Origin of the sequence: Actinomadura litoris, assembly GCF_009733595.1 — a bacterium.
GTDB classification, from domain to species: Bacteria; Actinomycetota; Actinomycetes; order Streptosporangiales; family Streptosporangiaceae; genus Spirillospora; species Spirillospora litoris.
The window spans coordinates 527,279-548,324 of record NZ_WOFH01000003.1; the positions used below are offsets into that span (position 1 = coordinate 527,279).

Genomic DNA, 21,046 nt, shown 5'->3' on the forward strand with positions numbered 1-21,046 from the left:
GTTCGGGGCAGCGTGCTCGTCAGCCGCGCGTCGCCTGTTCGGCCCTCCGGTCGTGTCGGTCCCGCGTACCAGGCTCCCCGACACCGTGACATCCCGTTGTCAGGCATTCCAGCGAAACTTCGGACGTGGCGGTGACGGGGGTCGCGCACGAGCGAACCGTCCCGACCACCATCTGGCTGTACCCAGAACCCGCCGATCGCGGTGCCATCGTGATCAGCGGAGCCCGACTCGGCGCCCCCGCCGGGCCGCACCACCGGGTTGACTGGCCGAACGCCGGCCAACGCCCGCTCCCTGGGAAGGACCCTTAGTGAGCGAATCCAGCGAACTCCTTACGGACGCATCCAGCACGCCACCCGCGGCCGACGCCGCCCCGGCCGGAGCGGCGCCCACCGCGGCGCCCACCGCGGAGCCCGCCGCCACCCCCCGGCGCCGCCGGCAGGGCACCGGCCTCTCGGCCATGGTGCTGCCCGAGCTCAAGGCGCTCGCGTCCAGCCTCGGCATCACCGGTACCACCGGGATGCGCAAGAGCCAGCTCATCGCCGCCATCCAGGAGAAGCAGGGCGGCCAGGCGCAGGGCTCGGCGGGGGAGCAGGGAGCCGCTGCCACGGTGAAGACCGAGCGCACCCGGCGGACCCGTTCCACGGCCGCCAAGCAGGTCTCCGACGACCAGGTCACGATCGCCGAGGCCGCCCCGGCGGCCGAGCAGAGCACGCCGGCCGCGCAGGCCGCCCCGGCCGATCAGCCCGTCCAGGCGCAGACGCAGGCACCGGCGGCCCAGTCCCAGAACCAGACGCAGACCGCCCCGGCCTCCGACAAGGCCGCGGAGAAGGCGTCCGACAAGCCCGAGCGGGCCGGGCGCGAGGAGCGGCAGGGCGGCCGCCAGGGCGCGCGGTCGGGCAACGACCGGCAGGACCGGGGGACCTCCGACCGGGGCGAGCGCGGCGACCGGCACCGCGAGCCCGCCGCCGCGCAGGGGGGCGCCGAGGACGGCGAGTCCCAAGGCGGCGGACGCGACGGCGGCCGTGAGGGCCGCGAGGGCGGCGGACGCCAGCGCGGCCGCGGCCGTGAGCGCGGCGAGGCCCGCGAGCGGGGGGACCGCGGCGACCGGAGCGAGCGCGGCGACCGCAATGACCGGGGCGACCGGAGCGACCGCGGCGACCGCGGCGACCAGGGCGGCCGCCAGCGCGGCCAGAGCCAGGGCGGCGGCCAGAACGACGACGACGAGAGCGGCGGCAGGGGACGGCGCGGGCGCCGGTTCCGCGAGCGCAACCGGGGCCGCGGCGGGCGCGACCGCTTCGAGGAGCCGGTGATCACCGAGGACGACGTCCTGATCCCGGTCGCGGGCATCCTCGACATCCTCGACAACTACGCGTTCGTGCGCACCACCGGCTACCTGCCCGGGCCCAACGACGTGTACGTCTCGCTCGCGCAGGTCCGCAAGAACGGGCTGCGCAAGGGCGACGTCATCACCGGCGCCGTCCGGCAGGCGCGCGAGGGCGAGCGGCGCGAGAAGTTCAACGCGCTCGTCCGGCTCGACACCGTCAACGGCATGGAGCCCGACCAGGCCAAGGGCCGCGTCGACTTCAGCAAGCTGACCCCGCTGTACCCGCAGGAGCGGCTGCGGCTGGAGTCCGACCCCGGCATCCTGACCACGCGGATCATCGACCTGGTGTCGCCGATCGGCAAGGGCCAGCGCGGGCTGATCGTGTCGCCGCCCAAGGCGGGCAAGACCATGGTGCTCCAGGCGATCGCCAACGCGATCACCAAGAACAACCCGGAGTGCCACCTGATGGTCGTCCTGGTGGACGAGCGTCCGGAAGAGGTCACCGACATGCAGCGGACGGTGAAGGGCGAGGTCATCCACTCGACCTTCGACCGTCCCGCCGAGGACCACACCACGGTCGCCGAGCTGGCCATCGAGCGTGCCAAGCGGCTGGTGGAGCTGGGCCACGACGTCGTCGTGCTGCTCGACTCGATCACCCGTCTCGGCCGCGCGTACAACCTGGCGGCGCCCGCGTCCGGACGCATCCTGTCCGGTGGTGTCGACTCGACCGCGCTGTACCCGCCCAAGCGGTTCTTCGGCGCGGCGCGCAACATCGAGAACGGCGGCTCGCTGACGATCCTCGCCACCGCGCTGGTGGAGACCGGGTCCCGCATGGACGAGGTCATCTTCGAGGAGTTCAAGGGCACCGGCAACATGGAGCTCAAGCTCAACCGGTCGCTGGCCGACAAGCGCATCTTCCCGGCGGTGGACGTCGACCAGTCCAGCACCCGCAAGGAGGAGATCCTCATGGCGCCGGAGGAGCTGCGGGTCGTCTGGCAGCTCCGCCGGGTGCTGCACGCGCTCGACACCCAGCAGGCCTTGGAACTGCTCATCGAGAAGATGAAGGAGACCAAGTCCAACGCCGAGTTCCTGCTCCAGGTCCAGAAGACCACGGTCTCCGACGACCGCTGACCCTTCGCACGACCGCCGAGCATCCGCCCGCGCGCCCGCACCCGCACGGTGCGGGCGCGCGGCACGGCTCGCCGAGCGCCCCCGTCCGCCTCGCCGGACGGGGGCGCTCGCCGTTGGAGCACGCCGGGGCCGGACGGCACGTCCGTCCGCTTCGGGGCCCCGGTGGGAGCGCGCCTCGTTGGAGCGTTCCGGACGCGTTCGGCCCGCGTGCCGCCCCAGGGGGCATGGTGGGGCTAACCCCACCATGAAAGCGGCGGAGGACTTCATGGTGGTCAGGCGGCGTGACCGGCAGTCTTGAGGCATACGGTTGAACGGCACGGAGGGACGACGTGGGCGAGCTGAGCAGGGACTCCGGCACCCCGACGGGCGCGGTGCGGGGCGGGGCGCGCAGGGCCGCCGCGCGCGTCGGCGACGGCGTGGCGAAGGGCTTCACCGGCGGCGTCATGGACGGCGGCTGGAGCCCGCTCGCCATGGTCACCTCGTCGCTGACATGGCGGTCGGCCCTCTATCTCGCCGTCAGCCTGGTCTTCGGGCTCGGCTGGTTCGTCGTCCTGGTCGTGGGCCTCTCGCTCTCGCTCGCCCTGATGATCATCTGGGTGGGGCTGCCGCTGCTGGCGATGATGATGATCGCGTGGCGGTTCGGCGCGGTGCTGGAGCGCGGCCTGGTCCGGGCCGCGTTCGGGGTCTCGATCCCGAGCCCCTACCGGCGGCTGCCCCCGGGCCTCAACCCGCTCAAGAAGCTGAGGACCATGGCGGCCGACCCCGCCACCTGGAAGGACCTGCTCTACCTGGGCCTGCTGTTCCCCATCACGCTGATCGAGTTCGCGGTCTCGGCGGTGGTCTGGGCGGGGACGATCACGATGCTGTTCATGCCGCTGATCATCGCGCTGGACGACGACGGCGGCGTGGAGGTCAACCTCGGGCCCGTCTCGTACTGGGCGGGCAACCCGGTCGAGGCCATCCCCATCTGCGCGGGCGGGCTCGTCTTCCTCCTGCTGGCGATCTACGCGACCCGCGTGCTGGCCATCGGCCACGCCGTGGCGGCCAAGGCGCTCCTCGGGCTGAGCAGGTCCCAGGCCGAGAACAGGCAGCTCAGGGAGCGGACGGCGCACCTCCAGGCCAGCCGGGCGCGCGGCGTGGACGCGGCCGAGTTCGAGCGGCGCCGCATCGAGCGCGACCTGCACGACGGCGCGCAGCAGCGGCTGCTGGCCGTCGCGATGGACATCGGACGCGCCCGCGCCAAGCTGGAGGACGACCCCGACGGCGCCCGCGCCCTCATCGAGCAGGCGCACTCGGGCACCAAGGAGGCGATCTCCGAGCTGCGCGACCTCGCCCGCGGCATCTACCCGGCGATCCTCACCGACCGCGGCCTCGACCCGGCCCTTTCGGGCCTCGCGGCCCGCGCCCCCGTCCCCGTCGAGGTCGACGTCGACCTGCCGGAGCGCCCGCCCGCGGCCGTCGAGAGCATCGCCTACTTCATCGTCGCCGAGTCCCTGGCCAACATCGCCAAGTACGCCCGCGCGACCCGCGCCTCCGTCCGCGTCGCCCGCGAGGACGCCTGGGTCGTCGTCGAGGTGATCGACAACGGCGTCGGCGGCGCCACGGCGCGTCCCGAGGGCGGGCTGTCCGGCCTGGCCGACCGCGCCGCGACCATCGACGGCATGCTGATCGTCGACAGCCCTCCCGGCGGCCCCACCATCATCCGCGCCGACCTTCCCTGCACCTGGTAGGACCCGGTTTTCCGCGACCCGCCCCCGGCCGCCGGACGTCCTTCGGGGGGAGGACGTCCGGCGGCCTTTCCCGTCGCGGGGCCGGGCGGGGCGGTGAGGCCCGATAATGGGGCGCATGCGGGTTGTGATCGCCGAGGACTCGGTGCTGTTGCGGGAAGGGCTCGTCCGGCTGCTTGAGGACGCGGGGATCGAGACCGCGGCGACGGTCGGGGACGGGCCCGGCCTGCTCGGCATCGTCGACGAGCACAGGCCCGACCTCGCGATCGTGGACGTGCGGATGCCGCCCTCCTTCACCGACGAGGGGCTGCGGGCGGCGCTGGCGGTGCGGGAGCGCAGGCCCGGGACGCCGATCCTCGTCCTGTCGCAGTACGTGGAGGAGCGGTACGCGACGGACCTGATCGGCGGCGGCGCCGAGGGCGTCGGCTACCTGCTGAAGGAGCGGGTGTCGGACGTCGCCGAGTTCATCGACGCGGTCCGCAGGATCGCGGCGGGCGGCACGGTCATCGACCCGGAGGTCATCGGCCAGCTCCTCGGACGGCGCCGCACCGGCGACCCGCTGAAGGCGCTGACGCCGCGCGAGCAAGAGGTCCTCGGGCTGATGGCGCAGGGACGCTCCAACGGCGCCATCGCGGGCGACCTGGTCGTCACCGAGGGGGCCGTGGAGAAGCACATCTCCAATATCTTCATGAAGCTGGACCTCCAGCCCGCGCAGGGCGGGCACCGCCGCGTCATGGCCGTTCTGGCGTATCTGGGCCGCGCCGACGTCTGATCCGGCGGGCCGCCGCGAGGCCGGCGGGCAAGATCGGGAATGACCGGTGACCTCGGCACGTTCGGGTATCTGGCACACTTGGAGTGCAACCGCTGCGGTACCGGTTCACGCTTCCCACATCTCCCATGGCGCCGCCATGTGGGTCGGGGGCGCCCGGCGACCGCCCGAGCGAGGAGAGAGTCCATGAAGCCGGACATTCACCCGAACTACGTCGTCACGACCGTGACGTGTACGTGCGGCAACACCTTCGAGACCCGGAGCACCGCCGAGAACGGCGTGATCCACGCCGACGTGTGCTCCAACTGCCACCCGTTCTACACGGGCAAGCAGAAGATCCTCGACACCGGCGGCCGGGTGGCGCGCTTCGAGCAGCGCTTCGGCAAGAAGAAGGCCGGCAAGTAGGACGAGCGCCGCACCGCGACCACAGGGACGGCCCGGGGACTCTCCAGGTTCCCGGGCCGTTCGGAGTCGGCACCCGGGCTCGGGGGCCGGGACGGGCCAGGACACACCGTGAATCTCGACGAACTGATCAGCGAATACGTCGGCATCGAGGGACGGCTCGCCGACCCGTCCGTCCACGCCGACCAGAACCTGGCGCGCAAGCTCGGCAAGCGCTACGCGGAGCTGCGGCCCATCGTCGAGACCTACCGCGAGCTGTCCTCCACCGGGGACGACCTCGCCGCCGCGCGCGAGCTGGCCGGTGAGGACGAGGCGTTCGCCGTCGAGGCGGGCGAGCTGGAGCGGCGCCAGGAGGACCTGGAGGAGCGGCTGCGGCGGCTGCTCGTCCCGCGCGACCCGAACGACGACAAGGACGTCATCCTGGAGGTCAAGGCGGGGGAGGGCGGCGAGGAGTCCGCGCTGTTCGCCGGCGACCTGCTCCGGATGTACCTGCGCTACGCCGAGCGCGTCGGCTGGAAGACCGAGGTCCTCGACTCCCATCCGTCCGACCTGGGCGGATACAAGGACGTCACGGTCGCGGTGAAGGCGAAGGGCCAGGAGGACGGCGCCTGGACGCGGCTGAAGTTCGAGGGCGGCGTCCACCGGGTGCAGCGCGTTCCCGCCACCGAGTCCCAGGGGCGCATCCACACCAGCGCCGTCGGGGTGCTGGTGACGCCCGAGGCCGAGGACGTGGACGTCCAGATCGACCCGAACGACCTGCGGATCGACGTGTACCGCTCGTCCGGCCCCGGCGGCCAGAGCGTGAACACCACCGACTCCGCCGTGCGCATCACCCACCAGCCCACCGGCGTCGTCGTCTCGTGCCAGAACGAGAAGAGCCAGCTCCAGAACAAGGAGCAGGCGCTGCGGATCCTGCGGTCCCGGCTGCTGGCGATGGCGCAGGAGGAGGCGGACGCGGCGGCCTCGGCCGAGCGCAAGAGCCAGGTCCGCACCGTCGACCGGTCCGAACGGGTGCGCACCTACAACTATCCCGAGAACCGGATCTCCGACCACCGCGTCGGCTACAAGGCCTACAACCTCGACCAGGTGCTGGACGGCGACCTGCACAACGTGACCCAGGCGCTGGTCGACGCCGACATGGAACGCCGGCTGGCCGAAGCCCAAGGATCATGAAACTGCTGCTCGACGAGATCGCCAGGGCCACGGCGCGGCTCGCCGACGCCGGGGCCGCCTCCCCGCGTGCGGACGCCGAGGAGCTGGCGGCGGCCGTGCACGGCGTGAAGCGCTCGGAGCTGCACGGCGTCCCCGACAGCTCGTTCGACGCGCGGTTCTGGGAGTTCGTCGCGCGGCGCGAGGCCGGCGAGCCGTTGCAGCACATCACGGGCCGTGCGTTCTTCCGCTACCTGGAGCTGAAGGTCGGCCCGGGAGTGTTCGTCCCCCGTCCGGAGACGGAGGTGATGGTCGGGTGGGCGCTGGAGACGCTCCGCGACATGGACGTCCGCGACCCCCTCGTCGTCGACCTCGGCACGGGCTCGGGCGCCATCGCGCTGTCGATCGCGCTGGAGGCGCCCCGCGCGCGCGTCCACGCGGTGGAGAAGGACCCCACCGCGTTCGTGCACGCCACCCGCAACATCGAGGAGCTGGACGAGCGCGGCCGCGTCCGCCTGCACCTGGACGACTTCGGCGCCGCGCTCACCGAGCTGGACGGCACCGTCGACCTCGTCGTCAGCAACCCGCCCTACATCCCCATGAGCGAGTGGGAGTACGTGCCGCCCGACGTGCGCGACCACGATCCCGCCGACGCGCTGTGGGGCGGCGGCGACGACGGCCTGGACGCGATCCGGGTCGTGGAGCGCACCGCGCGCCGCCTCCTGCGGCCGGGCGGGTACGCGGCGGTCGAGCACAGCGACCTCCAGGGCAACGGCGTGTACTGGATCTTCGCGGAGGAGAACGGCTGGCGGGACGTCCGCAACCGGCGCGATCTGACCAACCGCGACCGGTTCGTCACCGCCCGCCTGCGATCCGACTGACCTCGGGGGCGCGCTCGGCGCGCGAGCACGGATATCCTGGGGCGTGCCGTACCGACGAGCGCCGCGCAGATGGGAAGACGGGCGACCGTGAGCCGACGTTATGACTGTTCCGAGCCGATGGAGCGTACCCGCGGGATCGCCGAGGCGTTCGCGGCCGCGCGGCGCGGGGAGCTGGTCGTCCTGCCGACCGACACCGTGTACGGCGTCGGCGTCGACGCGTTCATGCCGCCCGCCGTGGAGGCCCTGCTCGACGCCAAGGGCCGGGGCCGCGAGATGCCGCCGCCCGTCCTGGTCGGCTCCGTCCGCGCCGCGACCGCCCTGGTGGAGGATCTCGGCACCTACGGGCAGGACCTGATCGACGAGTTCTGGCCGGGCGCCCTCACGCTCATCTGCCGCGCGAACCCGAACCTCATGTGGGACCTCGGCGAGACCAAGGGCACGGTCGCGCTGCGCATGCCGATGCACGAACTGGCCGTCGAACTCCTCAAGGAGACCGGCCCCCTCGCGGTCAGCAGCGCCAACCTGAGCGGGCAGCCCGCCGCGCGCACCGCCGCCGAGGCGGAGAAGATGCTCGGCGACTCGGTCTCGGTCTACCTCGACGGCGGCCCGTCCGGCCACTCCGAAGCGTCCACGATCGTCGACCTGACCGGCTCGGTCCCGCGCCTGCTGCGCGCCGGCGCGATCTCCGAGGAGAAGATCCGCTCGGTGGTCGGCGTCCTGCTGACCGACGACGACGCCCCCGAGGAGGAGAGCGCCGAGGACGCCGCTGAGGGCGCCGCTGAGGCGCCGTCCGCCGCGTCCGAGGCCAAGCCCTCCCTCACCAAGCCCGCGCCCGCGGACGAGCCGACCACTCCCGCGGGCGAGGAGCCCGAGGGCGACGCCCCCGCCGCCAAGCCGTCCCTGACCAAGGACACCCCGGCCGAGTAGTCCCCGCCCGCGCCGTCAGCGAAGATCGCCGGTGCCGTAGGCGACGGCCCCGACGGACGCCGCGGCCGCGGCGATGGCCATGAGCGTCCCGTAGGCGCGCCGCCGGACCGCCGCCACGATCACCGCCACGCTCGCGGCCGCCCCGATCCCCGCCAGGCCGGTCCCCGCCAGGCCGAGGGCCGTCCACCGCCGCACGCCGTCCTCGCCGATCGCGTGGACGCCGCGCGCCGCCCTGAAGAGCACGGCCGCGACCTCCCCGCCGGCTCCTCGGCGCCGTCCCGCTCGTCACGGCCCATGGATCAAAGGCAGCGCACCGGACGGGGTTCGCGGGCGCCTTGAACGATCCCGTGTCCTCCGGCTGGACCCTTGCTTGACCAGCTACCTTGCTTCGCAAGGCAGTGTCGGCCTATCATGCGGTGCATGACAGTGTCGGATGCCGGCCGCCGCCGGAGCCAGTGGCTGCGCGGCGCGCTCGACCTGTGCCTGCTCGCCGTGGTCGCGGACGCGCCGGCCTACGGGTACGAGATGGTGCAGCGGCTGCGCGCCGCCGGGCTGGACGCCGTCGCGGAGGGGTCGATCTACCCCGCTCTCGGACGGCTGCAACGCGAGGGGCTGGTGGAGTCCTACCTCGTCGAGGGCGACGGCGGCCCCGCGCGCAAGTACTACCGCCCGACCGGGGAGGGCCGCGCGGCGCTCACCGCGTGGTCGCGGGAGTGGGCGCTGCTCACCGATGGTGTCCAGGCCGTCCTCGCCCGCGTGGCCGAGCCGGCGCGAACGCTCGTCCCCGGCGATGGCGGCGGGGCCAGGGAAGGGGAATCGTGATGCCACGCGACGTGGTGGGGCAGTGCAGGCGCACCTGGCGGCGCATCGGCGTCTCCCGCGAGGACGCCGCCGAGATGGCCGCCGAACTCGCGGCCGACCTCGACGCCGCGCGGCGGGACGGCCGGGACCCGCAGTCGTTCGTCGGCGGCGACCCGACCGGCTTCGCCCGCGCGTGGGCCTCGGAGCGGGGCGCGGTGCCCCTACGGTACCGGACGGGCCGCCTCATGCTCGCGGTCCTGCTCGGCGTGCTGCCGGGCCCCTTCGCCGGGATGTTCGCGGTGTTCGGCCTGGCCAGCGCCGACCTGGCGCAGGTCGTCGGACGCGACCCCGAGGGCATCCACTCGCCGAACTGGCTGGTCGCCCTGCTCTTCGCGGTCAGCGCGGTGGCCACCTGGGCGGGCGCCCTCGCCGCGGCCTCCGCCGTCCTCAGGTTCCACGCCGACGCGGCGCGCGGGGCCACCGTGCGCGTCCTCGCCGTGCTGCTGCCCCTGATCGCGCTCGGCGCCGCGGCCTCCACCGCCCTGGTGGCCCGGCACTGGAACTACCCCTACGGCCTCGGGGTGGTGCTGACCGAGATCGCGGTCCCGTTCGCCGCCGTGGTCGCCGCCGCCGGAGCGGCCCGCACGGCGATAGTCCGCCGCTCCCGCCCGGCACCGGGCCCCGCCGAGTCGACGCGGCGCGCGTTGCTCCTCTGACCCGCCTGGTCGGCGGTGGCGCGGCGGGATGGCGGGCCGTCGAGAGGTCGTGCCGCCCGGTCAGAGGAGGTCGTGTTTGGCGTAGGCGACGGCCGCCATGAACGCCACCCCCACGACCCCGGTGATCAACGTTTCGTACGCCCGCCGGTGGACGGCCCGCACGATCACCGCCACGCTGACGGCCGCCGCGAGAAGGCCGAGCCCCATGGCCGTCCAACCCCACAAGCCCTCGTCGTCGATGGCCCGTGCCCCCTTGGCCGCCAGGAAGAGGACGGCGGGCGGGATCCAGGACGTGTCGAATCCGTCCTCCGGTTCCCCCTCCTGAGCGGCCGCCTTCTCGTCGGCCCGCTCGCCGGGGCCCGGCCTTGTTTCCTCCTGCGTCATGAGTCAAGGGAACCGCGCCCGTGCCCCCCGGCGCGTCCTGCCGGGGGAGGGAGCCTCCTCGACCCTCCGATAGGCCGCGGGTCGACCCTGGGGTGGAGGCGGCCGGCGGCGCCGGTCAGGACGGGCGGTCTCCGGGACGGACGAGCCCGGCGTCGTAGGCGAAGATCGTGGCCTGGACCCGGTCCCGCAGGTCGAGCTTGCCGAGGATCGCGTTGACGTGGGTCTTGACGGTGGCGGTGCCGATATCGAGCGCCGCGCCGACCTCGGTGTTGCTGAGTCCGCGGGCCACGTGGAGCAGGACGTCGCGCTCGCGGCGGGTGAGCAGTTCCAGCCGTGCGTCACCGGCCGGCGGCGCGATGACCTCGCCGGCGGCGAACGCGTCGATGAGGCGTCGCGTCACGGTGGGCGCGAGGAGCGCCTCGCCCCCGGCGACGGTCCGGATGGCGTCCACGAGCTCCTGCGGGTCGCAGTCCTTGAGCAGGAAGCCGGACGCCCCGGCGCGCAGCGCGCCGTAGACGTACTCGTCGCGATGGAAGGTGGTGAGCACCAGCACTCGCGCGGACGACCGGCGGGCGGCCAGTTCCGCGGTTGCCGTCAACCCGCCCATGCCGCCCATCCGGATGTCCATCAGCACCACGTCGGGCAGCAGTTCGGGCTCCAACCGCAGCGCCTCGGCGCCGTCCCCCGCCTGGCCGACGACCTCCATGTCGGGCTCGCCGTCGACGATCGCCGCGAACCCCACCCGGACGACGGCCTGGTCGTCCACCACCAGGACCCGGATGCTCACGCCTTCTCCTCCAGCGACTCCAGCAGGCCGCGCATGTCGGTGAGAGCGGCTCGCGCCTGTCCGGCGACCACGTCGAGCGCCGCTCGCGCGTCGCGGTCGCCGCCGGCGAGGCCCCTCTCGGCGGCCCGGGTCAGCCGGGCCGTGCGATCCAGCACGGTACCGCTGAGCCCCGCCGCGACGCGGGTCCGTTCGGCGTGGACGACCTCGCCCGTCCGGGCGGACGCGGCGTCCAGCGCGGTGGTCTCCCAGCGGCGGCTCCTGGTCGCGACCGCCGTGCCCCAGGCCCACACCGCCGCCGTGAAGGGGACGGTGACCAGGCAGGCGACGGCGAACCCGAAGAGGAAGGGGGCGGGCCCCGCGCCGTCCGCCGCGACCTCCGGGTCGGCCGCCAGCGCCGTTCCCAGGCCGATACCCCAGGGAAGCGTGGCGAGGAGCGGCGCATGCCAGGTCCGCGGGACGGCTCGTCCGTAGCACGCGACCGAGTAGACCGCGACCAGCTGTGCCGGGCAGCCGAGGACGAACAGCACCAGGGCATCAACGGACCACAGCGCGGCCACCACCATCAGGACCGCGTCCACGGCGGTGAGCGCCGACAACGCGGCATACGGAGCGCGGCGCCGCCACCACAGGAGGGCGCTGCGGACGGCCAGCGCCGCCGCGATCAGCGCCACCCAGCCGACCGGCCATCCCGACGCGAGCGGTTCCGGCGGGACGAGGCCGAGCGCGGGTGGGGCCGCGCAGAAGGCGATCGTCACCGCGTCCAGGATCTCCGGCCATCCGGTGCCGTGATCGGACGCGGTCGTCGCCGGGAGCCGGGCGGTCACCAGCCAACCGCCTTCGGGGGCCGGTCCCGCGCCGAGGTCGCCGCCGAGCCGGGACGCCCGCTCCCGCATGCCGTCGATGCCCCGCCCGGTGCCGAAGGACGGGACGGCCCTGACGCCCGCGAGCATCTCGTTCTCGACGGCCAACTCCACCGCCCCGGGAAGGTAGCGGACGGTCACCCGGACCGGGCCGCCGGAGCCGTAGCGCATGACGTTGGTGAGGGACTCCTGGACGATCCGGTACGAAGCCGTGGTGACCTCGGCGGGCAGCTTGCGCGCCCTCCCCTCCACGGTCAGCGTCACGGGGACGCCGAGCCGGTTCAGCCCCTGGCACAGCTGCGGAAGCAGCTCCCTCAGCCCGCCGCCGCCCTCGGCCTGCGGGCTCACCGCGTCCACCAGGCGGCTCAGTGACGTCAGCACCTCGCGTCCCGTCTCGGCGGCGACCGCGAGGGCCTGGCGGATCAGCTTCGGGTCGCCGGCGCGGGCGGCGGCGCCGCTGTGCACGACGACCGCGCTGAGGTGGTGGCCCGCGACGTCGTGCAGGTCCCGGGCGAGGCGCTCGCGTTCCGCCTCGGCGGCGTGCCGGTGCTCCCGTCTGATCTTGGCCAGTCGGCTCCGGCGCACGGCCTCGCGCTGCCGCCGCAACTGGCCGAACGCGAGGATGCCCAGGTAGCAGACGGAGTCCAACACACCGTTGGACACCAGCTCGCCCGGCTCCCGCGACTCGGGCAGATCGGCGGCGAAGGCGACGGACAAGGCCAGCAGGCAGCCGATGACCGCCTGCCGCCGGGCCCGGGACACGGCCAGCGAGTAGAGCGCGACACCGTCGGCCATCCCGCCCGCCGGCGCGTCCGTGTCGCCTGCCACCACGATGCCGAATGCGCTGAGCAGCACCGTCGCCACCAGGACCGGCCATGGGGCGACCCGGCGCCATATCAGCGTCGTCGCCGCCAGCGCGACCGCGGCCCCGGCGCCGGCCCAGCGGGCCCGCCCGAGCGGTTCGCCGCTCTTGTCGGCGAGCAGCCAGATGGCGGTGAGTTCGGCGCACACGAGCAGTAGCGGCACACCCCAGTCGGCGGCGCGCGGCCGGCGCCCGCGTTCCTGATCCGCCCCCACAGGATGACCTTACGGGAATGCGGATTCCGAAGCGGAATTTCGGACAGTGAAGTATCCGCGCCGGCCCGATCCGGAGGAGCGAAGCCGGGTGGGAGCCGCGCATGAAATTCCGCCCCATGATCAGAGGAAGCGTGAACTACTCAATCAATGACTGCTAGTCAAGATACTAGTGAGATTTCATCCTCGGAACACGTGTGCCTTGGGTAGCCCCTGGTCGGCTCCATGGTCGCGGCCTTGTCGCCTCGTACGGGCGACACCGGACTCGCCCTGTTGGCGGCGTCCCTGGGCTGGCAGCGTGAGGCGCTGACCGTGCGGTCCATGGGTATTCGGCCGGGGACGGTTCGGTCTGCGCGGTCGCGGGCGCTTGCCGCGTTGACGCGCGAGTTGAAGGGGCGGTGACCGGTTCCGGACGCCCTTTCAGGGGATCAATTCTTTGGGCTTGGGGTGCGCGGGGGCGGCCGGAATTCGGGGGGAATGGAGAGGGCCCCGCCGCGGTGCGGCGGGGCCCCTGTGACTCAATGCGGGGTGTGGCGCGGGATCAGAAGAGCTGCTTGCCCTTGCCGTAGTAGTACTTGCCGGTCTTCTTGCTCCGGCCGCACTCCTGCACCCACAGGTGGCTGCCGTAGGTGGAGCTGGTGGAGATGCTGACGGTGGCCCGGCCGTCGTAGTTGTACTGGGAGCCGCTGCTGCTCACACCGACGATCTTGTGGCGGGACCAGTAGACCCTGCTGCCCTCGGTGAACTTGAAGCGGACGCAGGCGGTGTAGCCGTTCTTCTTGTCGTCGGCCAGGTAGCCCTTCACGTAGGTGTTGCCACCGGAGCGGCTGTAGGTGCCCCACGCGCGGATGTTGCCGTAGGAGTTGTACGGCACCCACTTGGGGGCGGCGGCGGCCTTGGTGGTGACGGTCGCGTTGGCGGGGGTGCTGATGGCGGCCACGCCGGTCATCAGGGTGCCCGCGGCCAGCGCCACGGCTGCGATTCGCCGCATTGGTCCCTCCGTATTCTGCTTTTCTCGGGTTTAGCGGGGAAACCTAGCAGGACGAGCAAGATCATTTTTATCGGGAGCTTAGGTCGGGGAGGGGATGGCCGAAACCGGCGATCCGGCGAACCGCTACGCCCTGTGGGCCGTCCAACGGTCATGGAGGGCCTCCGCGCGGGGGTCCACTATGATCAGAATCACACGGATGTCATTCGCGTTCGAGGGCGTCGAGCAGGGCCCGCATGTCCAGCAGCGCGGCGCGGGCCAGCTCGGTGACGGCCTCCAGGGCCGCTTTCACATCCTCGCCGGTGCCCGACAGGCCGGCCTCGGCCGAGCGCACCAGCCGCGCGGTGTGGTCCAGGACGGTGGCGCGCAACCCGAGCGCCACCCGGTTCCGCTCCGCCTGGACGGCCTCGCCCTCGCGCGCCGCCATCGTCTCGCGGGCCGTCGCCTCCCAGCGGCGGCCCCGTCCCGTGACGGCCCTGCCCCACGCCCAGAACGGCAGCAGCACGAGCAGACCGAAACCCCATCCGGTCCCGAGTCCGAACGGGACGACGCCGGACGTCTGCTCCGTCTCCGGGTCGGTGACGATCAGCGTCGTGAACGTCACCGCCCACGGGACGGCGCCGACGAGCGCCGCGGGCCAGGTCGGGCCGCGCCGGGCGTGGCCCGCGACCGCGTAGACCGCGACCATCTCGGCGGGGGCGCCGATCAGCAGCAGCGCGAGGAACTGCTGGGAGTGCGCGCCCACGGTGAGCGCCGCGGCGATGTCCAGGGCGGCGAGCGCGCCGAGCACCAGGTAGGGGGCGCGGCGGCGCCACCACAGCGGGACGCCGCGCAGCAGGAGCAGGGCGATGATCAGCGCCGCCAGGCCGGGCGAGGCGTTGCCGAGGAGCGGCTCGGGCGGGGTGAAGGCCAGCAGCGGCGGCGCGGTCGCGCAGCCGGCGGCGACCGTCGCGTCCAGCACCTCCGGCCAGCCCGGACGGCGCCGCACCTTCCCCGACGAGGTCGGCAGCGAGGCGCGCACCGTCCAGCCGCCGCCGGACGGGCCCGCGGTGAGGGTGCCCTCCAGCGACCGCGCCCGCTCGCCCATGCCGGAGATCCCGCGCCCGGTGCCGAGGGAGGGGACGGTGGTGTCCTTGCCCGGCGCCTCGTTCGCGACCGTCAACTCGACCGCCCCGGGGACGTAGCCGACCTCGACCGTCACCGGTGCGCCCGGCGCGTACCGCATCGCGTTGGTGAGCGACTCCTGGACGATCCGGTACGCGGCCGTGCTCACCTCGGGACGCAGCTTCCGCGCGCGTCCCCCGACCACCAGCGACACGGGCACGCCGAGCCGGGTGAGGCCCTGGCAGAGCTGGGGGAGGCTGGTGCCGAGGCCGCCGTCCGGGACGTCCGGGCCCATCACGTCCACCAGCCGGGTCAGCGCCCGCAGGACGTCGCGCCCGGTGTCGGCGGCGGCCGACAGCGCCTCCCGCGCCATCGCGGGATCGCCGCCCCGCGCGACGGCGCCGCTGTGCACGACGACGGCGCTGAGGTGGTGGCCCGCGACGTCGTGCAGGTCGCGGGCGAGGCGCTCGCGCTCGGAACCCGCGGCGGCCCGGCGGGCCCGCTCCGCCTCGGCGAGCTGCTCGGCGAGCGCCCGCCGCCGCCGCTTGTACTCCGCCCTGAGCTGCCCCAGCGCGGTGATCACCACGGCGGACAGGGCGCTCAGCATGGCGTTGAGCGCGACCTCCGCCGGGCTGTGCTGGAGCGGCACGACCGAGGCGACCGACACCGCGCCGGTGACCGCCCCGCCGGCCATCGCCCGGACGCGGCCGCGGTGGACCGCGAGCGTGTAGAGGGCGACGCTGTCCGCGAGCCCGCTGACCAGGCTGTCGGTGGTGCCCATCGCGAGGACGGCGCCGGCCGAGCAGGCGATCGCCGCCGCGAGCACCGGCTCGGGCGCCGCCCGCCGCCAGATCAGCGCGACGCAGCCGGCGAGCACGCAGGCGATCGTGAGCATCCAGCGCCCCTGGGCCACCCGCAGGTCGTTCAGCTCCGCGAGCCCCCAGGTCCCGCCGAGCTGGAGGACCGCCAGCCCCGCGGGCACGGCGAAGTCGGCCACGCCCGGCCACGGCGTCGCCCCCCTCGGCACGCCCGGCGGCCGTGTGACCTCCGCCTTCCGCTTCCCCCGTTTCCCCACGCGAACGACCTTACGGGTGATTTGCTCCGCGTTGACGTGCCACGCAAGGAGGGGGCGTGAAGCCGGAACGGCCGGGTAGTCGTTCCGTTACGCCAACCCCTCGGCCCATTCGGTGAAACGATGCCTGACGTGCGTGGTCGTCTCCGTGGGACGGTGGTCGCGGCGGGGGTCCCGCTGGTGCTCGCCCTGCTCGGCCTGCCCGCGCGCGCCCAGCCCCCGCCCGTGCCCGCTCCCGCCCCGGCCTCGTCCTCGCCCGCCCGCGCCTCGCCCGCGCCCGACCGCCCCCGAGCCGCCGCGCCCGCACACCCGCGGCCCGCCTCGTCCGCGCACCCGCCGGCCGCCGCGCCCGCCGCGCCGGAGCCCGCCGCGCCGGAGCCCGCCGCGCAGGAGAGCATTCCCGCCTACGACGTCCGCCTGACCCTCCGCACCGACGGGATCCTCCAGGTCAGGGAGACGATCACCTACGACTTCGCGCGCGGCGGCGAGCACGGGATCGTGCGGCGCGTCCCGTTCCGGCACGCGGACCGGCTCTACGACGTCCGCGACGTCCGGACCAGCTCCTCGACCGGCGCCCCCGCCCGCGCGCGGACGCTCAAGCTGCTGCACGACGTGCAGATCAGCGTCGGCGACCGGGACCGCGAGGTCCGCGGACGGCAGGCGTACGTGATCGAGTACGACATGGCGTGGGTGTTCACCCCCCGTCCCGACCACGACGAGCTGGTGTGGGACGCGATCGGCGACGACTGGGGCGTCCCGATCGGGAACGCGGCGGTGCGGGTGGAGGCGCCGGTGCCGCTGCGGCACGCGACCTGCAACGCGGGCACCCCCGGCCTGACCACCCGGTGCCTGCGCCACCGCGACGGCCCCTACGCGGTGGACTTCACCCAGAGCGGGCTCCGCCCGCACGAGGGGATGACCGTCCGGGTCCGGCTGCCCAAGCGGGCGATCGCGGTGCCGCCGCCCCGGTACGCGCCCCCGCACTGGACGGGCACGTGGGCCGGGACGGGCGTGCTCGCGCTGGCCGTGGGGGCGATGGCGCTGGCGGCGCGGCGCCCGGTGCCCTCCCGGCGGGCGGGGCGCGCGCTCGTCGCGACCGGCGTGCTGCTGGTCGTGGCGGACCTCGGCGACGACGTGGCCGAGCACGGCCCGTGGGCGTTCTCGCTGGGCGACCGCTGCCTCGCCGGGCTCGCCCTCATGATCTTCGGGGCCGCGGTGGCACGGGCCCGCCGGTACGGGATGAACCAACATGCGGCGGGCACGCTCGGGGAGGACTACAGTTGATCGGTCGCCGGGGCGAACCGAACGCCCCGCGCGATCGTCTACCAGTGGCGAACGGACGTGTGGACCGGGCCAACACGGCGGAGGGGGGCGCAGGGGAGTGCGGGAGTACCTGCTCACCATCCTCGTCGCCGCCCTCGTCGCCTACCTGCTGACCCCCACGGTCCGGCGGTTCGCGGTGTGGTTCGGCGCGCAGGCCGTGCCCCGCGACCGCGACGTGCACGTCATCCCCACCCCCCGGCTCGGCGGCCTCGCGATGTTCGGCGGGATGGTGGCCGCGCTGATCGTCGCCTCGGGCCTGCCGGAGATGCGCAAGTACCTCGGCGACGGCGAGGTGGACGTCGGCCGGGCGCTGCTGATGTCGGGCGGCCTCATCGTGCTGATCGGGATGGCCGACGACCGCTGGGAGGTCGACGCCCTCACCAAGTTCGCGGGCCAGGTCGCCGCCGGCGGGATCTTCATCATGCAGGGCATCCAGATCTACGCGCTGCCGCTGCCCACCGGCGAGCCGCTGACGCTGGCCCCCGCCTACGGGGTGCCGCTCACGGTCTTCATCGTGGTCGCGACGATCAACGCGGTGAACTTCATCGACGGCCTGGACGGCCTGGCCGCGGGCGTCGTCGGGATCGCCGCGCTGGCCCTGTTCATCTACGCCTACCTGCTGTCCAAGAGCCACGGGATGACGACGCTGAGCGGCGCGACGCTCACCGCCGCGATCCTGTTCGGGATGTGCGCGGGCTTCCTGCCGCACAACTTCAGCCCCGCCAAGATCTTCATGGGCGACACCGGCTCGATGCTGATCGGGCTGCTGCTCAGCGCGTCCACGATCATGCTGACCGGACGGTTCGACCCGGCCGTGCTCGCGGGCGGGCTGTTCCCCTTCTACGTGCCGCTGCTGCTGGTCCCGGCGGTCGCCGCCGTTCCGTTCACCGACATGCTGCTCGCGGTGTGGCGGCGCACCAACCAGGGCAGGTCGCCGTTCGCGCCGGACAAGCGGCACCTGCACCACCGCCTGCTGGAACTCGGGCACTCCACCCGCCGCGCCGTCCTGATCATGTACTTCTGGGTCGGCCTGCTCGGCTCCGGCCTGATCGCGCTCGCGGTGTTCAAGGAGGCGCTGATCACGCTGCTGGCCACGCTGGTGGTCGCGCTCGGCGGGATGCTGCTGATGCTCGCCACGCCGTGGCGCCGCCGGCGCCGGAACGGTGCCGCGGAGCGGGGCGCCCCGGCCGGGGGCAGCGACCGTCCGGCGGATCGTCCCTCGATGCCGGTTTAGTCCCGTCCTTTTATCCCGGTCTGGCCGGTCTAGTCCGTTCCATCTAGTCCGGTCGGGCCGGTCGGGCCGGGACGGTTCCGCGGACGGCCCGGATCCCGTGGGAAATGTCCGGAGGGTGACTGTTCGCCGAACATCATCGAACCGTGTGTGAGACCGGCCGCTTGGGGTAAATGGTCGGAAATCCCCTCGTAGTGACGCAGACCACCCCCGGTTCGTCACGCGGTGTGTTCGCTCCCGATCCCCGCACCGGGGGACGTCTTCGGGGCGTCCGCCGGAATCTCCCTCCTGACCTGGGTTAAGGTCCGTGGTGCGAGCGAGGCCGCCTGGCGGGTCCGGTGGTGGTTCAACGCGTTACCTCTAGGGTAATTGTGGACATTCCGGACGCTTGTGATACCTTTCACGAACAAGAGACGGACACTGACCGTGACCAGCCGGAGCCCTCATGCAACCTTCCGACGCCCGGATCCTCCGCGGCGCCGCGATCCCGACTGCGGGTGTCGGGGTGGGCGCCGTACTGATCGGCCTGCTGGCCGCCGGCGCCAAGGGCGCCTTCGCGGCGGCCCTCGCGGCGGTCGTCGTGATCGCCTTCTACTCGATCAGCGCCCTGGCGGTGGCCTGGGCCTCCAAGATCTCCTCGCAGACCATGATGCTGGCCGCGCTGGCGAGCTACGTGGTCAAGATCCTCGCGGTGATGGTGCTGGTCACGACCATGGACGGGGTCTCGGCGTGGGACACCGCCGTCTTCGGCTGGACGGTCGTCGGGCTCGCCCTGACCTGGATCGCCGCCGAGTTCCGCGTCGCCATGCAGCGGGGGAGGCCCTACATTGACGAGCCCGAGAACGTGCTCGACCGGAGCCCGTGATGAACCGAGCGCGGATCGCGCCGGTTCCAGTACCGGCCCCGGCACCGGCCCCGTCGGACTACTCCAATATGACCACCGCCGGGATGGCCTGCTATCGTCCGGAGCGCGATGAGCGAGCAGAAACGTCGGCCGGAGGACGGCCAACGGGAATTCGCCGACGCCGCCTGGTCCGCGCCCAGCTACCTTCTCTCCGGGATGGCTATTTGGGGCGGTCTCGGCTGGTTGCTGTCCAAGTGGACGGGTCTGATCTGGTTCTTCCCGATCGGCCTGATCATCGGCGTCGTGCTCGCCATCTACCTGATCTACGTGAAGTACGGCCGCCATCCCCTCTGAGCGGCCTCGCCGCCGAGGAAGCCTACGTGATCCATCACCACATTGATGAAGGGAACGCCGCGTGAACGCGCTGACGGTCCTCGCCTCCGGAGGGGAGGAGTTCAAAGCCCCGGGCCCTGAGCTCTTCGACTTCCCGCCGCTGTTCGACGGCGGCCCGGAGTGGCTCACCAAGCCCCTTGTCTTCTCGGTCGTCGGCGCGCTCGTCGTCTGCGTCTTCTGCTGGAGCGCGTTCGCGAAGCCGAAGCTGGTCCCCCGGGGTATCCAGAACGTCGGCGAGTACGGCTACGTCTTCGTCCGCGACCAGATCGGGCGCCCCTTCCTGGGCAAGGACACCGAGCGGTGGATGCCGCTGCTGATGTCGCTGTTCTTCCTGATCTGGACCTGGAACATCTTCTCGGTCGTCCCGGTCATCCAGTTCCCGATCGCCTCGCACATCGCGTTCCCGATCGTGCTCGCGGTCAGCGTGTACTTCCTCAAGGTGTACCTCGGCATCAAGAACCAGGGCCCCGTGAAGTACTTCACGAACCTGATCCCCAAGGGCCTGCCCAAGCCGATCTACATCCTGCTGGTGCCGATCGAGTACCTCTCGACCTTCATCCTGGCGCCGTTCACGCACGCGGTGCGGCTCTTCGCCAACATGTTCGCCGGGCACATGATCCTGGCGTTCTTCAGCCTCGTCGGCTTCTGGTTCATCTTCGAGAAGCCAACGGCCCTCGGGTTCGGTGTCGGCATCATCGGCGTGATCATGACCTGCGTGATGACCGCGTTCGAGATGTTCATCCAGTTCCTGCAGGCGTTCCTGTTCACGATGCTCGCCGCCATGTACATCCAGAGCGGCCTGCACGCGGACCACTAGGACCCACGGGACGCGGCGCTCCAGGGCAGCGCGACCCGGACGACCAGCTCGACAAGCCAGACCGGCGGACACTCCGCCGGCCGACAGAAAAGGAAAGAACCCATGACGGGAGTCCTCGCCGCCGTCGAAGGCAACGTCACCGCGATCGGGTATGGCCTCGCCGCCATCGGCCCCGGTATCGGCGTCGGCATCATCTTCGGCCAGGGCGTGAACGCCATGGCCCGCCAGCCCGAGCTCATCGGCGTGATCCGCACCAACATGATGCTGGGCTTCGTCCTCACCGAGGCGCTCGCCCTGATCGGCCTGGTCGCGCCGTTCCTCTTCCAGAGCGTCTGATCGCGG

21 protein-coding genes are annotated in these 21,046 nt (G+C 72.9%); 15 read left to right on the forward strand and 6 right to left on the reverse strand.

Annotated elements, in window-relative coordinates; translation table 11 throughout:
- The first annotated feature begins 307 nt into the window (after positions 1–307).
- From rho to GNZ18_RS10060, 7 genes are all read left to right on the forward strand, one after another.
- Positions 308–2,455 (forward strand): transcription termination factor Rho, encoded by a 2,148-nt coding sequence (gene rho / locus GNZ18_RS10030; protein WP_312874409.1) that lies wholly within the window; start codon positions 308–310, stop codon positions 2,453–2,455.
- A 329-nt stretch (positions 2,456–2,784) separates the two neighbouring features.
- The gene (locus GNZ18_RS10035; protein WP_312874410.1) at positions 2,785–4,185 is read left to right on the forward strand and encodes a sensor histidine kinase; all 1,401 of its coding nucleotides are present in this window, start codon (positions 2,785–2,787) and stop codon (positions 4,183–4,185) included.
- Between the two features lie 115 nt (positions 4,186–4,300).
- A complete protein-coding gene (locus GNZ18_RS10040; protein ID WP_156215964.1) occupies positions 4,301–4,954 on the forward strand; it encodes a response regulator transcription factor in 654 nt (217 codons plus the stop codon).
- 183 nt (positions 4,955–5,137) lie between these two features.
- On the forward strand, positions 5,138–5,356 hold the full coding sequence (gene rpmE / locus GNZ18_RS10045; RefSeq protein ID WP_021598595.1) for a 50S ribosomal protein L31: 219 nt from the start codon (positions 5,138–5,140) through the stop codon (positions 5,354–5,356).
- 108 nt (positions 5,357–5,464) lie between these two features.
- The gene (gene prfA, locus GNZ18_RS10050; RefSeq protein WP_214617252.1) at positions 5,465–6,526 is read left to right on the forward strand and encodes a peptide chain release factor 1; all 1,062 of its coding nucleotides are present in this window, start codon (positions 5,465–5,467) and stop codon (positions 6,524–6,526) included.
- Positions 6,523–7,383: a peptide chain release factor N(5)-glutamine methyltransferase gene (prmC, locus tag GNZ18_RS10055; protein ID WP_156215965.1), complete on the forward strand. Its 861-nt coding sequence runs from the start codon at positions 6,523–6,525 to the stop codon at positions 7,381–7,383. The genes prfA and prmC overlap by 4 nt, the downstream gene beginning before the upstream one ends.
- Before the next feature lie 117 nt (positions 7,384–7,500).
- Entirely contained in the window at positions 7,501–8,310 is an 810-nt protein-coding gene (locus GNZ18_RS10060; RefSeq protein WP_173390716.1) for an L-threonylcarbamoyladenylate synthase, read from the forward strand.
- Between the two features lie 15 nt (positions 8,311–8,325).
- Here GNZ18_RS10060 and GNZ18_RS10065 read toward each other — a convergent pair whose 3' ends face one another.
- Positions 8,326–8,553, reverse strand: a complete 228-nt coding sequence (locus tag GNZ18_RS10065; RefSeq protein ID WP_156215967.1) for a hypothetical protein — start codon at positions 8,551–8,553, stop codon at positions 8,326–8,328.
- Between the two features lie 177 nt (positions 8,554–8,730).
- On the opposite strand from GNZ18_RS10065, the gene GNZ18_RS10070 reads away from it, so the two are divergent.
- The gene (locus GNZ18_RS10070; RefSeq protein ID WP_156215968.1) at positions 8,731–9,132 is read left to right on the forward strand and encodes a PadR family transcriptional regulator; all 402 of its coding nucleotides are present in this window, start codon (positions 8,731–8,733) and stop codon (positions 9,130–9,132) included.
- Positions 9,132–9,827, forward strand: a complete 696-nt coding sequence (locus GNZ18_RS10075) for a hypothetical protein (RefSeq protein WP_156215969.1) — start codon at positions 9,132–9,134, stop codon at positions 9,825–9,827. The genes GNZ18_RS10070 and GNZ18_RS10075 overlap by 1 nt, the downstream gene beginning before the upstream one ends.
- 60 nt (positions 9,828–9,887) lie before the next feature.
- Here GNZ18_RS10075 and GNZ18_RS10080 read toward each other — a convergent pair whose 3' ends face one another.
- From GNZ18_RS10080 to GNZ18_RS10100, 5 genes are all read right to left on the reverse strand, one after another.
- Complete coding sequence (locus tag GNZ18_RS10080; protein WP_156215970.1) at positions 9,888–10,211, reverse strand: hypothetical protein; 324 nt, start codon at positions 10,209–10,211, stop codon at positions 9,888–9,890.
- 115 nt (positions 10,212–10,326) lie between these two features.
- The gene (locus GNZ18_RS10085) at positions 10,327–10,998 is read right to left on the reverse strand and encodes a response regulator (RefSeq protein ID WP_214617248.1); all 672 of its coding nucleotides are present in this window, start codon (positions 10,996–10,998) and stop codon (positions 10,327–10,329) included.
- Positions 10,995–12,935: a sensor histidine kinase gene (locus GNZ18_RS10090; protein WP_156215971.1), complete on the reverse strand. Its 1,941-nt coding sequence runs from the start codon at positions 12,933–12,935 to the stop codon at positions 10,995–10,997. The genes GNZ18_RS10085 and GNZ18_RS10090 overlap by 4 nt, the downstream gene beginning before the upstream one ends.
- 538 nt (positions 12,936–13,473) lie before the next feature.
- Entirely contained in the window at positions 13,474–13,923 is a 450-nt protein-coding gene (locus GNZ18_RS10095; RefSeq protein ID WP_156215972.1) for a hypothetical protein, read from the reverse strand.
- A 199-nt stretch (positions 13,924–14,122) separates the two neighbouring features.
- Positions 14,123–16,099, reverse strand: a complete 1,977-nt coding sequence (locus GNZ18_RS10100; protein ID WP_156215973.1) for a sensor histidine kinase — start codon at positions 16,097–16,099, stop codon at positions 14,123–14,125.
- Between the two features lie 129 nt (positions 16,100–16,228).
- On the opposite strand from GNZ18_RS10100, the gene GNZ18_RS10105 reads away from it, so the two are divergent.
- The 6 genes from GNZ18_RS10105 to atpE all read left to right on the forward strand — a co-directional run bounded on the left by GNZ18_RS10105 (position 16,229) and on the right by atpE (position 21,040).
- Positions 16,229–17,380 (forward strand): DUF2207 domain-containing protein, encoded by a 1,152-nt coding sequence (locus GNZ18_RS10105; RefSeq protein WP_173390717.1) that lies wholly within the window; start codon positions 16,229–16,231, stop codon positions 17,378–17,380.
- A gap of 97 nt (positions 17,381–17,477) precedes the next feature.
- Positions 17,478–18,653 (forward strand): glycosyltransferase family 4 protein, encoded by a 1,176-nt coding sequence (locus tag GNZ18_RS10110; RefSeq protein ID WP_214617244.1) that lies wholly within the window; start codon positions 17,478–17,480, stop codon positions 18,651–18,653.
- A 442-nt stretch (positions 18,654–19,095) separates the two neighbouring features.
- Positions 19,096–19,515: a Cg1360 family ATP-synthase-associated protein gene (locus tag GNZ18_RS10115; RefSeq protein ID WP_156215976.1), complete on the forward strand. Its 420-nt coding sequence runs from the start codon at positions 19,096–19,098 to the stop codon at positions 19,513–19,515.
- Between the two features lie 108 nt (positions 19,516–19,623).
- Positions 19,624–19,848 carry an AtpZ/AtpI family protein gene (locus GNZ18_RS10120; protein WP_156215977.1) on the forward strand — a complete coding sequence of 75 codons (225 nt, stop codon included), beginning with the start codon at positions 19,624–19,626 and terminating at the stop codon, positions 19,846–19,848.
- Positions 19,849–19,909: 61 nt separating this feature from the next.
- Positions 19,910–20,704, forward strand: coding sequence for a F0F1 ATP synthase subunit A (gene atpB, locus GNZ18_RS10125; RefSeq protein WP_214617242.1), 795 nt, complete (start codon positions 19,910–19,912; stop codon positions 20,702–20,704).
- A 102-nt stretch (positions 20,705–20,806) separates the two neighbouring features.
- Positions 20,807–21,040: an ATP synthase F0 subunit C gene (gene atpE / locus GNZ18_RS10130; protein ID WP_156215978.1), complete on the forward strand. Its 234-nt coding sequence runs from the start codon at positions 20,807–20,809 to the stop codon at positions 21,038–21,040.
- The last annotated feature ends 6 nt before the right edge of the window (positions 21,041–21,046 follow it).